This window comes from Sulfitobacter dubius (assembly GCF_900113435.1).
GTDB lineage: Bacteria > Pseudomonadota > Alphaproteobacteria > Rhodobacterales > Rhodobacteraceae > Sulfitobacter > Sulfitobacter dubius.
This window is the reverse complement of record NZ_FOPG01000001.1, coordinates 1,656,066-1,669,413: the sequence shown is the minus strand read 5'-3', so window position 1 is coordinate 1,669,413 and position 13,348 is coordinate 1,656,066. Positions and strand designations below refer to the sequence as shown.

Below are 13,348 nucleotides of genomic sequence, written 5' to 3'. Positions count from 1 at the left end.
CAGCCGTAGAGCAAGCGTGCGTCTTAACGAGCCCCGTTGCAAAGCTGTGGCCAGCGCCGTGTCATTGGGTATGGTGCCACCAGCGACGGTTGAAAGAGGGAGAGCAAGACCATGAGATTGATGCGATACGGAACGCGCGACGGGGCGAAAACGCCAGTGGTGCTGGATGCCGCGGGGCAGGCGCGAGATGTTTCAAGCCTTGTTGGTGATTTCACACCTGAGACGATTCCGGCGATCCGCAATACGCTGGAGGGTGTCGATCTGGAGGGGCTGCCGCTGTTTGAAACCCAAGGAAAACGCGTCGCCCCGCCTGTGAGCCAACCCCGCAACATCTGGGGGATCGGGTTGAATTATTCCGACCACGCAGCGGAATCGGGGATGCCCGTTCCCACCGAGCCGATCCTCTTTAATAAGGCCAGCCGGACCTATTGCGGGCCGAACGATCCGCTTTTGTATGCCAAAGGGATGAGCAAGCTTGATTGGGAGGTCGAGCTGGGCGTGGTGATTGGGCGCGAAGCACTGAATGTAAGCCGTGCAGACGCGCTTGATTACGTGCTGGGTTATTGCGTGGTTCATGATGTGTCCGAGCGTGCTTGGCAGGCCGAGCGGGGCGGCCAGTGGGTTAAAGGCAAGAGCTTTCCCAATTTCTGCCCCACAGGACCGGTTCTGGTGACAGGGGATGAATTGGGCGATCCCGGGAAATTGGCGCTTTGGGCCGAGATAAACGTTTTTTTTCTGCATGCGGGGACCACCGAGAGAATGATCTTCGACGTGGCGACGATCATCGCCTACATGTCTGAATTTATTCAGCTAGAGCCGGGCGATCTGATCTGCACAGGCACCCCTCCGGGCGTGGGAATGGGCCTCAAACCACCGCGCTACCTCAGCCCGGGTGACCGGGTTCGACTGGGGGTCGAAGGTCTGGGCGAGCAAGAGCAGGTGGTCGAGCGACTGGCGGATCGCTAAGCGTCCTCAACCTCGCGCGTTTCGGCGGCGGCCGCAGCAACGGCAATGGCGGGGCGCAGGGGCAGGGTCAGCAGGAAACTGCTGCCCTTGCCCATGACGCTGGTGGCCACAAGACTGCCACCATGGGCGGTGGCAATATCGCGCGAGATCGCAAGGCCCAGCCCAGTGCCGCCAAAACGGCGGGTGGCGGTGGAATCGACCTGATGGAACGGCTCAAAAACGCGCTCCAGCTCATTTTCGGGGATGCCGATGCCAGAATCCGTGACGCGGAATTCTACCACTTCCCCCCGGATGCGACATGTGAGCGAGATCGTGCCCTGATCCGAGAATTTCGTGGCGTTGCTGAGTAGGTTTATCAACACCTGCTGAATGCGTTTGCCATCGGCCAACATCACGCCGGACGCTGATTTCACCTTCAACTCCAGCCCTTTGTCTTCGATCATCGGGCGTAGTTGATCGGCGGTCGGTGCTACGATGTCGTCGATTTTCACCGGTTCCATCGTGATCGACAGGCTGCCCGCGTCGATCTTGGCAAAGTCGAGCACTTCGTTAATCAAGGTGAGCAGATGATTGCCCGAACGTTCCACGGTTTGCATGATGTCGCCCAGCTTGGAGAGGGTAGCGGCAAACTTGGGCGCAAGCGTTTCACGGGTTTGCGGATCAGCATCAATGGCAGCGCCAAGATCGCGCGCCGCCGGGGTGCGATCAAAATGCCGTGCCAGCCGAACATGGCCCAAGATAACGGTCAGCGGGGTGCGCAACTCATGGCTCAGCACGCCCATAAAATCGGTCTTGGCTTTGTTGGCATCCTCGGCTGTCAGCAGCGCCCTTTTCAAATCGGTCACGTCAATCCTTAGACCTACAACGCTGCCGTCCTCCATGCGCCGATCTGAGGTGCGGATGATGCGGCCGTCCGGCATTCGCTGTTCGGTTTCAAACGCGCCGTTTTCACGCTTTTCCAGCCAGACGCGAATCCATTCCTCTTCCTTGCCGATGGCATCGGGCACCAGCCCCCGACGGATGCTGTCGCGCACGATCTTTTCGTAGGTTGATCCGGGTTTTACCACTTCGCTATAGTCGTGGATTTCGCGGTATTTCTCATTGCACAGCACCAATATGCCCTTGGGATCGTACATCACAAAACCATGGTCCAACGCTTCGACACCTGTGCGGAGACGTTCTTCGGCCAGTTTTCGGTTGTCGGTTAAGCGCATAATATACCACGCAAAAATAACAACGCCTGCCGCGCCTTGAAGGCGGAGCAGCCAGTGCAACCAAAAATCGGGTCGGTGATCGGGCCAGCCGCCCTTGGTCGTGGCGGCCATTTCCCAAACGCCAAAGGTGAAGCTAAAGTCGAGAGATATGGGGTCAGTCCCAGTGAAATCAAAATCACCGACGATGGTCTGCTCAACCTCGCCATCTGCGGTCATCTCGCGAATGGCCAGATCGTAGTTTTCTGAAAGTTCGGGAATGTTCAGGCGCGTGAGGAAGGCGTTGTAGTCGATAACCATCGACAATAATCCCCAAGGTCGGGCGGGGGCGCCAGCCCCTTGAGTGGTGTCATTCGCGTAAAAGACCGGGTGGCGCAAGATCAGCCCGCGTCCCCCCTGAACAAGGTCCACCGGCCCGGTCACCAAACCTTCGCCGCTCTGCATGGCCTGTTCTACCTTGGGAAGCTGTGCTGGGTTCTTGCGGTAATCCAGCCCCAAAACGCTTTGGTTGGCTTCATAAGGGTGTACGATGCTGACCACGAGGTTGGGTGCGACAGCAAGGTTGATGACATCGGGGTTTTTGGCCATGAATTCGGTCGCGCGTGCGCTGAACTCTGCTTGGCTGATATCAGGGTTTTCACTGATGATGGTGGCCAGTTCACGCAGCTTAAGAATTTGGTCAAAGATATCAGTACGAATCCGTTCCCGCACTTCTATCAATTCCAGCGTGGTCTCAAGTTCGAGATCCTGCATGTAGGTTTGATAAGAGAGCGTCTCAATCCGGTGGCCAAAGCCAAGGACAACGCCCGCCAATATCAGCAGAACACATATTCTTTTTGCACGCTGTGACAGCGTATTCCTAATCATTTTCATGCCGAGTTTGCCCAAACCTGCCCTATCCTCCGCGCACCGGCCTTCTATGGGCCGGGTCCGCCCCCTTATTGCTTAATAGGCTGTACTGCCGGTTGCGGGTGCAAAAAAAATGGCGAAATGTTGGCAAAAGCTGTAACAGCGTCAATTTTGCAAAAGGCAGGGGCAGCACCGCGCGTCAGTCTAACCCAGCGTTTCGAGGAGAATACCGCGCAGCAGGGAGATATCTGCGGGGTTGGACATGTTGGGCGCGTGACCGCAATCGGGAAGCTCGGTCACGTCGGGGCGCGGGCCGCTTTGGGTCATGCGCTTGGCGGCCTCAGGTAGCAACAGATCGGATTGCGCGCCGCGCAGCAGATGGGTTGGCGTGGTGATCCTCGCCCAGCGGTCCCAAGTAGAAAGCTCATGCGCAGAGGCAGTGAATTGCACGGTGATCCGCGGGTCATAATGAAGCGTCAGCCGCCCGTCGCAACGGCGGCGCAACGACGACCGCGCCATGCGCTGCCAATAGGCATCCGCCGCCGGGCCAAAGGGCGCGTAGGTTTGGCGCAGCCACGCCTCTCCTTCGGCAAAACTGCTAAAATCCGGCAGGCTGCCGACATAAGATAAGATCCGATCAACCGCTGCGGCGGGCAGTTCGGGGCTGATGTCGTTCACCACCAAGGCGCTGATCCGGTCAGAGTCATGCCCAGAGGCGATGTGCATCCCGATCATACCGCCAAGCGAGGTGCCAAACCACGCCGCGCGGTCAATCTGGAAGTGATCCATCACATTAGTTGTGATGCCCGCGTAGTATTCGACCGCGTATTCAGCTTCGGGATTGCGCGACCAACTCGACATGCCCCGTCCAATCATATCGGGGCAAAGCACATAGAAATTATCCGATAGCGCGGCTGCGACCTCATCAAAGTCGCGCCCTGTGCGCGCCAGCCCGTGCAGCATAATCAGCGCAGGTTTGCTGGGATCGCCCCATTCGGTGACGTGAATTTCGTGGTCCATTACAGGGACAAAGTGGAAACGGGGGGAGGTCATCAGCGCGCACCCTTTTGCATGATGGTGCCAGTGATCCCCCGAGGGAAGAAATAGACCAGCAAGATAAATATAATGCCAAGCCAGAAGAGCCAGCGGTCGGGGTCGAGCAAATCGGGCAGCAATGGAATGTTGGCGGTGGCCTCTGCGGCAGCCCCCATGAGGTCACGCAAATAGTATTGCGCCACGACCATCAGCACCGCACCAACAACCGCGCCCCACATCGTGCCCATGCCGCCAATCACCACCATCAGTAGAATGTCGATCATGATGGCAAAGCTCAGCGTGGTGTCCGGCCCGGTGTATTTCAGCCAGACGGCATATATCGTTCCCGCCAGCGACGCGACGGCGGCTGACAGACAGAAGACGAATGTGCGGTAGGCCACGACGCGGTAGCCAATGGCTTCGGCGCGGGCTTCGTTCTCGTGGATGGCTTTCAGAACGGACCCTAACGGCGCCGCCACCACCCGCAACATCAGCAAGAACAGCGCCAGCGAGGTGAAAAACACAAAGTAATAGGCCGCAAGCTTGCCATTGAGTTTCACGCCGAAAAGCCGCGCCACCTTGCCGGTTTCATCCACCATCAGTTTTGTCGCGGGTTTGAACAGGTCCGGCACGCGGTAGGTGATGCCGTCTTCGCCACCGGTAAATTGCGACAGTTGCGAGGCCAGCACAAGCGCGACCGAAGCGGTCGCCAATGTGATCATCGCGAAGAAGATCGCTTTGACCCGCAGGCTCAACAGCCCGACGCCCGTGGCCACCACCAGCGAGACCAGCACACCCGCCAAAGCGCCTATAGCCACCGCGTCCCAGCCCGGCCCCATCTGGCGCAGGGCGATGGCGGCACCGTAAGCGCCGAAGCCGAAAAACATCGTATGGGCAAAACTGACGATGCCGGTGTAGCCGATCAACAGGTCATAGCTCGCCACTAACACAATGAAGATACAGATGCGGGCGGCGACCTCTAGCGCGCGCACGTCCTGAAACAGAAACGGTGCAAACAGCAGCAGGGCGGCGATCAGCAACACGGCGGTTTTCACGGCAATGGTGCCATAAGTTGATTTGCTGTGCATATTCATCTCACTTCACCGCCGGACGCAGGCCGTTGGGCCGCCACAGCAGGATCGCCGTCATCAGGATCATATTGCTGGCCAAAGCCAGCTTTGGCGCCAGAAACCCTACGTAATTCGCGGTCAGCCCGACCAACAGCGCCCCCAAGAGCGTTCCTTCGATAGAGCCAAGCCCACCGATAATGACGACGATGAAAACGACGATCATCATCTCGCCCCCAAGCGCAGGCGTGATCAGCGTCTCATACCCCGCCCACATCGCACCGCCGACAGCTGCCAGCGCCGAGCCGACCATAAAGACGCCGATGAAAAGCCGGTCGATACGAAAGCCAAGCGCCTCTACCATCTCGCGGTTTTCGACACCTGCGCGGACCAGCAGGCCCAAACGCGTGCGGTTCAACACGAGGTAGAGGCCGATAAAGGCAGCAAGCCCAAGACCAAAGGCAAAGATGCGGTAGATTTCGATGCTCACGTCGCCAATGATCCACGCCCCTTCAAGGAACTGCGGACGCAGAACGGTGATCGGCGTGCCGCCCCAGATGGCGAGAATGATCTGTTCGGACACGATTAGCGCGCCCATAGTGATCAGGATTTGCCGCAGGTGGTCGTGGTAAACGGGGCGGATGATGACCGTTTCAAAGAACCACCCGGCGGCAAGGCCAAAGGACATGGCCGCGATGATCGCGAGGGTCAGTGCGACGATGTTAAGGAGCACATTATCAGCCCCCAGCCACCCACTGAGGGCCGCGAGGACAGAGGCGGCGACGAAAGCACCAAAGCTTACAAAGGCCGAGTGGCCGAAGTTCAGCACATCCATCAGCCCAAAGATCAGGCTGAGACCCGAAGCCATGAGAAACACCATCATTCCCATCGCCAGCCCCGCGACGGTCAGCGTGGCCCAAGAAGAAGGCGCGCCAATTAGCACAAAGGCCAAAGCGGCGAGGGCGAGCGGGAGTAGGTAGACCCCGCCGAACCGGCCCATGATATCTGAAATGCGGTCCATGTTCTTCCTCATCACGACAGGCCCAACAGCCGGTCTTGCAATGGTTTATCGGCGGCAAATTCGGCCATGCTGCCGCTGTGCACAACGCGGCCGTCGTCAATCACTGCCATGTCGCGGCCAATGCTGCGGGCGAAATGAAAATTTTGTTCGACAAGCAGAAGCGTTGCTTCACGTGAAATCTCGGTAAAGGCTTCGGCCATGGCGGCGACGATGGCAGGGGCGAGGCCCTTGGTCGGCTCGTCGATCAAGATCAAGCGGCGCGGCTCAACAATGGCGCGGGCGACAGACAGCATCTGCTTTTGCCCGCCCGAAAGTGACCAAGCCTGTTTGGTCCAGAACCGCTCTAGAGCCGGGAACAGTGTAGTGATGCGTTTCAGGCGGGCGGCATCGAAATGCCCCTTCGCCGTGGCGAGGATCAGGTTTTCTTCAACTGTCAGATTGCCGAAGATCCCCATGTTCTCGGGCACATAGGCTATGCCAAGGCGTGCAATGTCGGCGGTGTGCAGCCCGGTGATGTCTTGGCCGTCAAAGCGCACCGAACCCGGCGCGGGTTTCCACAGCCTCATGATCGAGCGGAGCGTGGTTGTCTTGCCCGCTCCATTGCGGCCCAGAAGAACAAAGACGCCGCCCTCGGGCACCTCAAGGTTCACATCATGGAGCACGGCATATTGGCCGATGTCGGTTTTCATCTGGTTGAGGGTCAGCAGGCTCATGCCGTCTCCTCCGTGGCGGTGCCGAGGTAGACATCGCGCACGATCTGGCTTTCCATGACCTCGGTTGGGGCGCCATCGGCCAGCAATTCGCCGTTGTGCAAGACGATGATCCTGTCTGCCAGCGCGCGCACCACATCCATCTTATGCTCGACCAGCAACACGGTTTTGGACGGGTCGGATTTGATCTGGGCGATTAACTCCAGCACATCGGGCGCGTGGTCCAGTGACATGCCCGCGGTGGGTTCATCGAACATGTAAATGTCAGGTTCCATTGCCATCAGCAGCGCCACTTCCAGCTTGCGTTGGTCACCGTGGGGCAGGGCGGCGGCGGGCAGATGGGCGACGCGGGATAGGCGGGTCGCCTCTAGGTAGTGCTCCGCGTCTTGGGTCAGTTTGGTGAAGCGATGTGCCGGGCGCAGCAGCCGCCAGCCGTCCCCCTCACGCGCCTGAACGGCGAGGCGAATGTTCTCCAAAACAGAGAGTTGCGGGAAGAGATTGGTCAATTGAAAGGCGCGGCCCACACCTTGCCGCGCGCGCGCCGAGGGTGGCATACGGGTCAGATCGACCTCGCCTTTCAATACCTTGCCCGAGGTCGCGGTGAGCTGGCCTGAGATCAGATTGAAATAGGTGGTTTTCCCGGCCCCGTTCGGCCCGACGATCACCGTGAGTTCACCGGGATGGAAGGCACAAGAGACCTGATTGACGGCGACGTGACCGCCAAAGCGAATGGTCAGATCGCGCGTGATGAGTGACGGCGTGGACATCTGAAAAACCTTTGGTACGGAAATTGGCACAGAGGGGCTGGCCCACCGCATGCGACGGGTCGGGCAGGCCAGCCGGGAGTGCGATCAGTCGTTGGTGCGGCCGATGGGGATGTCCATCTCGTCCGCTTCGATGATGCGCACCAGATCGGGGATCGCCCAATCGACGTTCTCATCAACGCGGATTTTGAAGTGGACCATGGACTGCAGCGCCTGATGGTCTTCGGGGCGGAAGGTCATGGTGCCTTTGGGTGTCTCCCAAGACATGCCTTCCATCGCAGCGATCAGGTCTTCGGTTTCTAGGCTGTCGGCTGTTTCGATCGCTTTGACGGCGGCAAGCGCTGCCGACATGCCACCCGCAGTGAAGAAGTCAGGCGGGCCGTCGAACCGTTCCTGATGGGTTTTGACCAGCCAATCGTTCACCGGATTTTTGTAGGCTTCATAGTAGTAGTAAACCGGGCCTTCCATGCCGGGAAAACGCTTATAGGTTGGGAGTACAGGCAGGATATGCCCGCCCATGGAAATCTCAATGCCATGACGCGATGGATCAAGCGCCTGAATTTTTCCCGGCGCGTCGCCGCCCCCAGCGATATAGACAAGGATCACCTTGCGGCCCTCCTTGTCCTTCAGCGCATTGAACATACGCTCGGCTGCGGCAGTGAAATCAGCGGTGCCTTGGGGCACGAATTCCTCGGTCACCACGGTTGCGCCTGTGCCGTCAAGCGCGGCTTTAAACGCGTCGATCCCGTCATGGCCAAAGGCGTAATCTTCGGCGATGGTGGCGACAAAGAGGTTCTCGTCGGGCTTCAGCGCCAAGGCCTGCGCCTGCATGTCCATCGAAGAGTTGCGCGAGGTTTTGAAGACGTAGCGGTTGCTGTCTGGCCCGGGCAGGCTATCAGCGACCGCAGGCTCTACGATCAAGATCTTCTCATATTCCTCGGCGATGGGCAGCATGCCCTTGGCAACACCAGACGAGGTCGATCCAATCGCCATCAGAACCTCGTCGTCGCCGTAGGCTTCGGCCAATACGGCTCGGGCGACATCGGGTTTGAATTGCGTGTCCTTGACGATCAGCTCGATCTTGTGACCTTTGACAGTATTGGTCCCGTCGGTGGCGTATTCGATGCCCAGCTCGAAACCGGTTTGCGCCTGTTTGGAGAAGGCTTCGAAACTGCTGCCCGAGATCCCGTGCACGAGTGCGATCTTGATCGGGTCTTGCGCCCATGCCGCGCTGGCAAATGCCGCAACACTTGCCGTCACGGCGGCAATCCGCGTGAGTGTCTTCATGGTATCCTCCCTGGACGGGCCAGCGCATTGTTGCACCGTCTCCCCCCGTCGACTAGCTTGAGTTTCGAACATCCGAGAAAGAGATGATTGGGGCAAGATGGTGGAAATACGTACCGATGACTGCTTTCGCGATGGGCAGTTCGCTGAACTGGCTTTCGTGCATGCGCCCATCGGTTTGGTGGTGACGGAGAACAGGGTGATCCGCGAATGCAACATCGCCTTTGCGCAGATGTTCGGCTATGAGCGTGCGGCCCTGCGCGACCAATGGTTCTCGGTGTTATATCCGTCGGATGAAGAGTTCGTAAACATCCGCGACCGGGGCGTGGTGCAGCTGCGCGAAACGAATACCTATTGGGATGAGCGTATCATGGCGCGCCGCGATGGTAGCCTGTTCTGGTGCCGCGTGCGGGGCCATTCCTTTACCCCAGAAAGCCCGCTGGACCGCGCGGTATGGAGCTTTGCCGACCTGTCGGGCGAGCGACCCTATCTGCCGCTCACTCGGCGAGAGCGTGAGATTTTAAGCCATCTGGCCGAGGGGCTGACCAGCAAGGAAATCGCCATCAATCTCGACATTTCGCACCGCACGGTTGAGGTATATCGCGCCAAATTGCTAAAGAAATTCGGCGTGAACAATACCTCTGGTCTGTTTCACTCGCTCGGTGGGATCGACAGTGAACATGTGGTGTCCAACAGTCAGAAGTGACCGGCACTCGTTTCAGCCGGTGTCACCCCGTTCATCGCCCTGCTCCGATTACATCGGGGGCGGAATGCTGCCTGCAGTTTCCCCTTCGCCGCAACACTGTGGTGTCTCCTCTGCGGCTTCGGCCATTGCATCGGCTTGCGCATAGAGGCTGCGAATTTCCACCAGATCTGTTTCTGTCGGAGGTTTGTATGGCTTTCGCACTTCGTCAGATGTTTCTGACGCGCAGCGTTGGCTATTTTTCATTGAGCTAATCCGAATTTTGACCTTAATCGCACGGCAGAACCCGTGGTTGCGGGGCAAACTACTGCCCTACAGTTTTTGCGCCAATTGGGCGTTGCCCCCAAGTAAATCAGGGTTATCCCTAATAATCCGAAGCAAGGCGCTGATATTGCGGCGGTTATTTTTAGGCATTTGTTTCGCATGGCGGTACGGTGAGGTTGCGGGGATAGTCTTGCCAACCGCTATGAGGGTTTTCCCCAATAGACAGGGCGGCGGAAAAGACCGACTTTCTTTGTGAAAGTAGAGGTGCCACATGAGCTTTGTCGCAGCGTTCACAATGATTGCGCTGTGCGGACTGGTTTTGACCTGCGTGATGATCGCCAGACAAATCGGCGACCCGGTGAATCGCTTTGGCGTGTTCGGCGCAGTTGCGGTATTACTATTGGACATCATTGTGGTGCTGGCATCGGCGCAAGCTCCGCGCGGCGTTTTCTATCGTGATCCGGTTGAACTTGTCTTGGCGGCTGCGGCGTTTGCTGTGCTGGTGGCCCAAGTCTGGCGGGTTGCGCGCAACCACCGCAAACAGCAGGGCGGCGGCGGTAGCGAAGAGACCCGCAGGAAATTGCCCGATCTGCTGAATGATCTGCCTGTCCAAGCGGCCTTCCTCACGCCTGATATGACTTACGCTTTTGTCAACGATGCCTATAGCGCGTCCTTTGGGCGACCGGCGCGTGATATTGTGGGCCAGCATCTTTCTCGGATCGTTCCACCTGAATTGTTGGACGAAATAACCGCCAACCTTGAAAAGGCTTTGGCCGGGCGGCAGGTGACATGGCATTTTGATTTTTCCCGCCCGGTTTTGACCCGCAACCAAGGGGCGGCGATCTATCAACCGCTGTCCGACCGGGGGCAGGTGGTGGGCGTTTTGGTCATGGTGATGGAGCGCTCCGCCTTGCAGGACGCGGTTTATGAGGCCGAGATCAGCGCGACAAAACATGCGCTTGCCGCCGATGTCGCAGGGGTGGGTTATTTGGAATGGGATCAGGAGGGCGCACTGATTGATGTCTCACCCGAGGTAGAAACTTTGCTAGGGCGTGATGCGCAGACCCTGCGCGAGATGTGGCAACAGGGACAGGGGTTCGTTGAACCGCGCAGCCGTGCGACGATCCGCAACAATCTGCATATGGCGGACAGCCGCACGCGCGACGTGATCGAAAATATAAAATTTCTGACCGCCAATGGCCGCCAGATCGAGGCACGCGCCTGCATTCGCCGCGTGGACCGAGGGCCAAACGTGCATGTTTTGGCCGCGATCCAAGATGTGACCGACCAGCAGAACGTTCTGAGCGATCTGGTCGAAAGCGAAACCCGTTTCCGCGATTTCACCGAAAGTGCGACCGATTGGGTATGGGAGATGGATGTCCACCGTCGATTTACGTTTCTTTCAGGCGGGGGCCGTCAAACCGAAGCCGAAACACCGATTTTCGAGTTGGGCAAAACACTCACGGAGGCCGATATCGCACGGCGCAAGGGCGACTATGATGTGTTGCAACAGCGGCTGGCCCGTCAGGCGCCGTTTCGCGATTTGCGGCTGGTGATCCCATTGGCCGATGGGCGGGAACGCCTGATCGACATGTCGGGTAAGCCATTTTTTGATAGTAGCGCGCAATTGGCAGGCTATCGCGGCACCTGTTTTGACATGACAGAGATCGCTACAGCGGAGAGTGAGCGGAAAAGCGCGTTGGAAGCTTTGGCGCTGGCGTTTGAGAATATATCGACGATGGTCGCGCTTTTCGACAGGAACGACCGGCTCGTCTATTGTAACGAGAAATACCGCGCAACCTATGCTGGGATCGGCGGTGATATCATTGGTCGGCATTTTGATGAGCTACTGGCGCATTTCACGCGCACCGGCAAATTGGCCATGTCATCTGAAGGCAAAGTTCGCTGGGGCGAACAGCGGCGCGACCGTCGAAACACACCCGCCAAATTCTTCCGCGCACGGTCGTCAGAGGGGCGCTGGTTGGAGGTTACGGATTATCCCGTGGCCGCAGGGGGGCTTTTGACGATTGCCTCTGACATCACCGAAAAGGTTGAGCGTGAAGAGCGGCTTCACCGCCATGAAACGGCGCTGCAACTGCTTAACCGGCGCGAGACGCTGGGCCAGATGACCGCCGCCATCGCCCATGAATTGAACCAACCTTTAGCCGCTATTCATAATTTTGCCGCAGGCTGTGTGCTGCGGGCCGAAAACGACCAGCTTGAGAGAAAGGACATGATCTCTGTGCTTAACAACATGCAAAAGCAATCTGAGCGTGCAAGTGCCATCCTACGGTCCATGTCGAACTATCTGCACAACGATGACGCAGATCGTGTTGCCGTGGGCTTCACCGAAATCCTCCGCTCGGTTCAACTGCTGATCCAGCCGGAAAGCTCTGCCACCGGCGTCACTGTGGTGATCGACGATCAATGCAATGATGCCGAACTTCACTGCGCCCGAATTGAGATTGAGCAACTGCTGATCAATCTGATCAAGAACGGCATTGATGCCTGCCGGGACGCGGGCCGCCCCGATGCCGAAGTCATTTTGTCCGCCCGCTGCACGGAGGGTGAGATCGTGGTTGACGTGGCCGACGGAGGGAGCGGCTTTGCTTCGGATATGCCCGCCCAAACGGCTTTCAGTGCCTTCCGGTCGACCAAGGACAAGGGCCTTGGTGTGGGGTTGGCGATTTGCGAAACGATCGTGCTTTCGCATGGGGGCTCAATCGCCGTGACCAAATCTGATGCAGAGGGGGCCTGCCTGTCCGTTCGCCTACCGGCGGAGGTGCAGGTGTAGAATGACTGAAGACAGGATCGTTTACGTTGTCGACGATGACGCCGCCGTGCGAGATTCGTTGGTGTGGTTGCTTGGCTCTGTCGGGCTACGCGCCCTTTCCTTTGGCTCGGCCGCTGAGTTTCTTGAAGGGTATGAAGATATTGGCACCTGCTGTCTGGTCAGCGATGTCCGCATGCCGGAGATGAGCGGTCTGGAATTGCAAAAGGCGCTAAACGCACGGGGCATCCAGATACCGCTTATACTGATGACGGCTTTTGGCGATGTGTCGACGGCGGTCAAGGCGATGAAGGCCGGCGCGGTAGATTTTATTGAAAAGCCCTTCAACAATCAAAACATGCTCGACCTTATCAACACCGCGCTTCAGGCCGATGCAGCGCGGCGCAAAAGCAAAGAGGTGGCCGTCGAAAATGCGCAATTGCTGGCCCGGCTTACCCCGCAAGAACATCGCGTGTTCGAACGCGTAGTAGCGGGGTTGGCCAATCGTGAAATAGGCAATGAGATGGATATTTCTGTTAAGACGGTCGAGGTGCATCGCGCACGGGTGATGCGCAAGCTAGAGGCTAATTCGGTTGCGGAATTGGTGCGTTTTCATCTGCACAGTGCATCCACGACGGAAGGTGGTTAGCTGCACCAAAAAGCCCCGGCAGCATGAAAACCACCGGGGCAGGATGCCCAGCCCC

General features: G+C 58.2%; 11 protein-coding genes. 4 read left to right on the top strand and 7 right to left on the bottom strand.

Translation table 11 applies throughout. The features are described from left to right. Positions 1-111: 111 nt before the first annotated feature. Complete coding sequence (locus BM229_RS08170; RefSeq protein WP_093927082.1) at positions 112-966, top strand: fumarylacetoacetate hydrolase family protein; 855 nt, start codon at positions 112-114, stop codon at positions 964-966. On the opposite strand, the gene BM229_RS08165 is transcribed toward BM229_RS08170, so the two are convergent. The 7 genes from BM229_RS08165 to BM229_RS08135 all read right to left on the bottom strand — a co-directional run bounded on the left by BM229_RS08165 (position 963) and on the right by BM229_RS08135 (position 8,910). Further along, the gene (locus BM229_RS08165; protein ID WP_167360211.1) at positions 963-2,930 is read right to left on the bottom strand and encodes an ATP-binding protein; all 1,968 of its coding nucleotides are present in this window, start codon (positions 2,928-2,930) and stop codon (positions 963-965) included. The genes BM229_RS08170 and BM229_RS08165 overlap by 4 nt on opposite strands. A gap of 300 nt (positions 2,931-3,230) precedes the next feature. Beyond that, a complete protein-coding gene (locus BM229_RS08160; RefSeq protein WP_093927080.1) occupies positions 3,231-4,079 on the bottom strand; it encodes an alpha/beta fold hydrolase in 849 nt (282 codons plus the stop codon). Then, positions 4,079-5,149 (bottom strand): branched-chain amino acid ABC transporter permease, encoded by a 1,071-nt coding sequence (locus tag BM229_RS08155; RefSeq protein ID WP_093927276.1) that lies wholly within the window; start codon positions 5,147-5,149, stop codon positions 4,079-4,081. Before BM229_RS08155 ends, BM229_RS08160 begins: the two co-directional genes overlap by 1 nt. 7 nt (positions 5,150-5,156) lie before the next feature. Next, positions 5,157-6,149, bottom strand: a complete 993-nt coding sequence (locus BM229_RS08150; protein WP_093927079.1) for a branched-chain amino acid ABC transporter permease — start codon at positions 6,147-6,149, stop codon at positions 5,157-5,159. Between the two features lie 11 nt (positions 6,150-6,160). Beyond that, positions 6,161-6,862, bottom strand: a complete 702-nt coding sequence (locus tag BM229_RS08145; protein WP_093927078.1) for an ABC transporter ATP-binding protein — start codon at positions 6,860-6,862, stop codon at positions 6,161-6,163. Then, complete coding sequence (locus tag BM229_RS08140; protein WP_093927077.1) at positions 6,859-7,626, bottom strand: ABC transporter ATP-binding protein; 768 nt, start codon at positions 7,624-7,626, stop codon at positions 6,859-6,861. Before BM229_RS08140 ends, BM229_RS08145 begins: the two co-directional genes overlap by 4 nt. Before the next feature lie 84 nt (positions 7,627-7,710). Then, a complete protein-coding gene (locus tag BM229_RS08135; RefSeq protein WP_093927076.1) occupies positions 7,711-8,910 on the bottom strand; it encodes a substrate-binding domain-containing protein in 1,200 nt (399 codons plus the stop codon). 97 nt (positions 8,911-9,007) lie between these two features. On the opposite strand from BM229_RS08135, the gene BM229_RS08130 reads away from it, so the two are divergent. From BM229_RS08130 to BM229_RS08120, 3 genes are all read left to right on the top strand, one after another. After that, positions 9,008-9,613 carry a LuxR C-terminal-related transcriptional regulator gene (locus BM229_RS08130; protein ID WP_093927075.1) on the top strand — a complete coding sequence of 202 codons (606 nt, stop codon included), beginning with the start codon at positions 9,008-9,010 and terminating at the stop codon, positions 9,611-9,613. A gap of 592 nt (positions 9,614-10,205) precedes the next feature. Continuing rightward, positions 10,206-12,668: a PAS domain-containing sensor histidine kinase gene (locus BM229_RS08125; protein WP_167360210.1), complete on the top strand. Its 2,463-nt coding sequence runs from the start codon at positions 10,206-10,208 to the stop codon at positions 12,666-12,668. A 1-nt stretch (position 12,669) separates the two neighbouring features. Then, positions 12,670-13,293 (top strand): response regulator transcription factor, encoded by a 624-nt coding sequence (locus BM229_RS08120; RefSeq protein WP_093927073.1) that lies wholly within the window; start codon positions 12,670-12,672, stop codon positions 13,291-13,293. Positions 13,294-13,348: the final 55 nt, after the last annotated feature.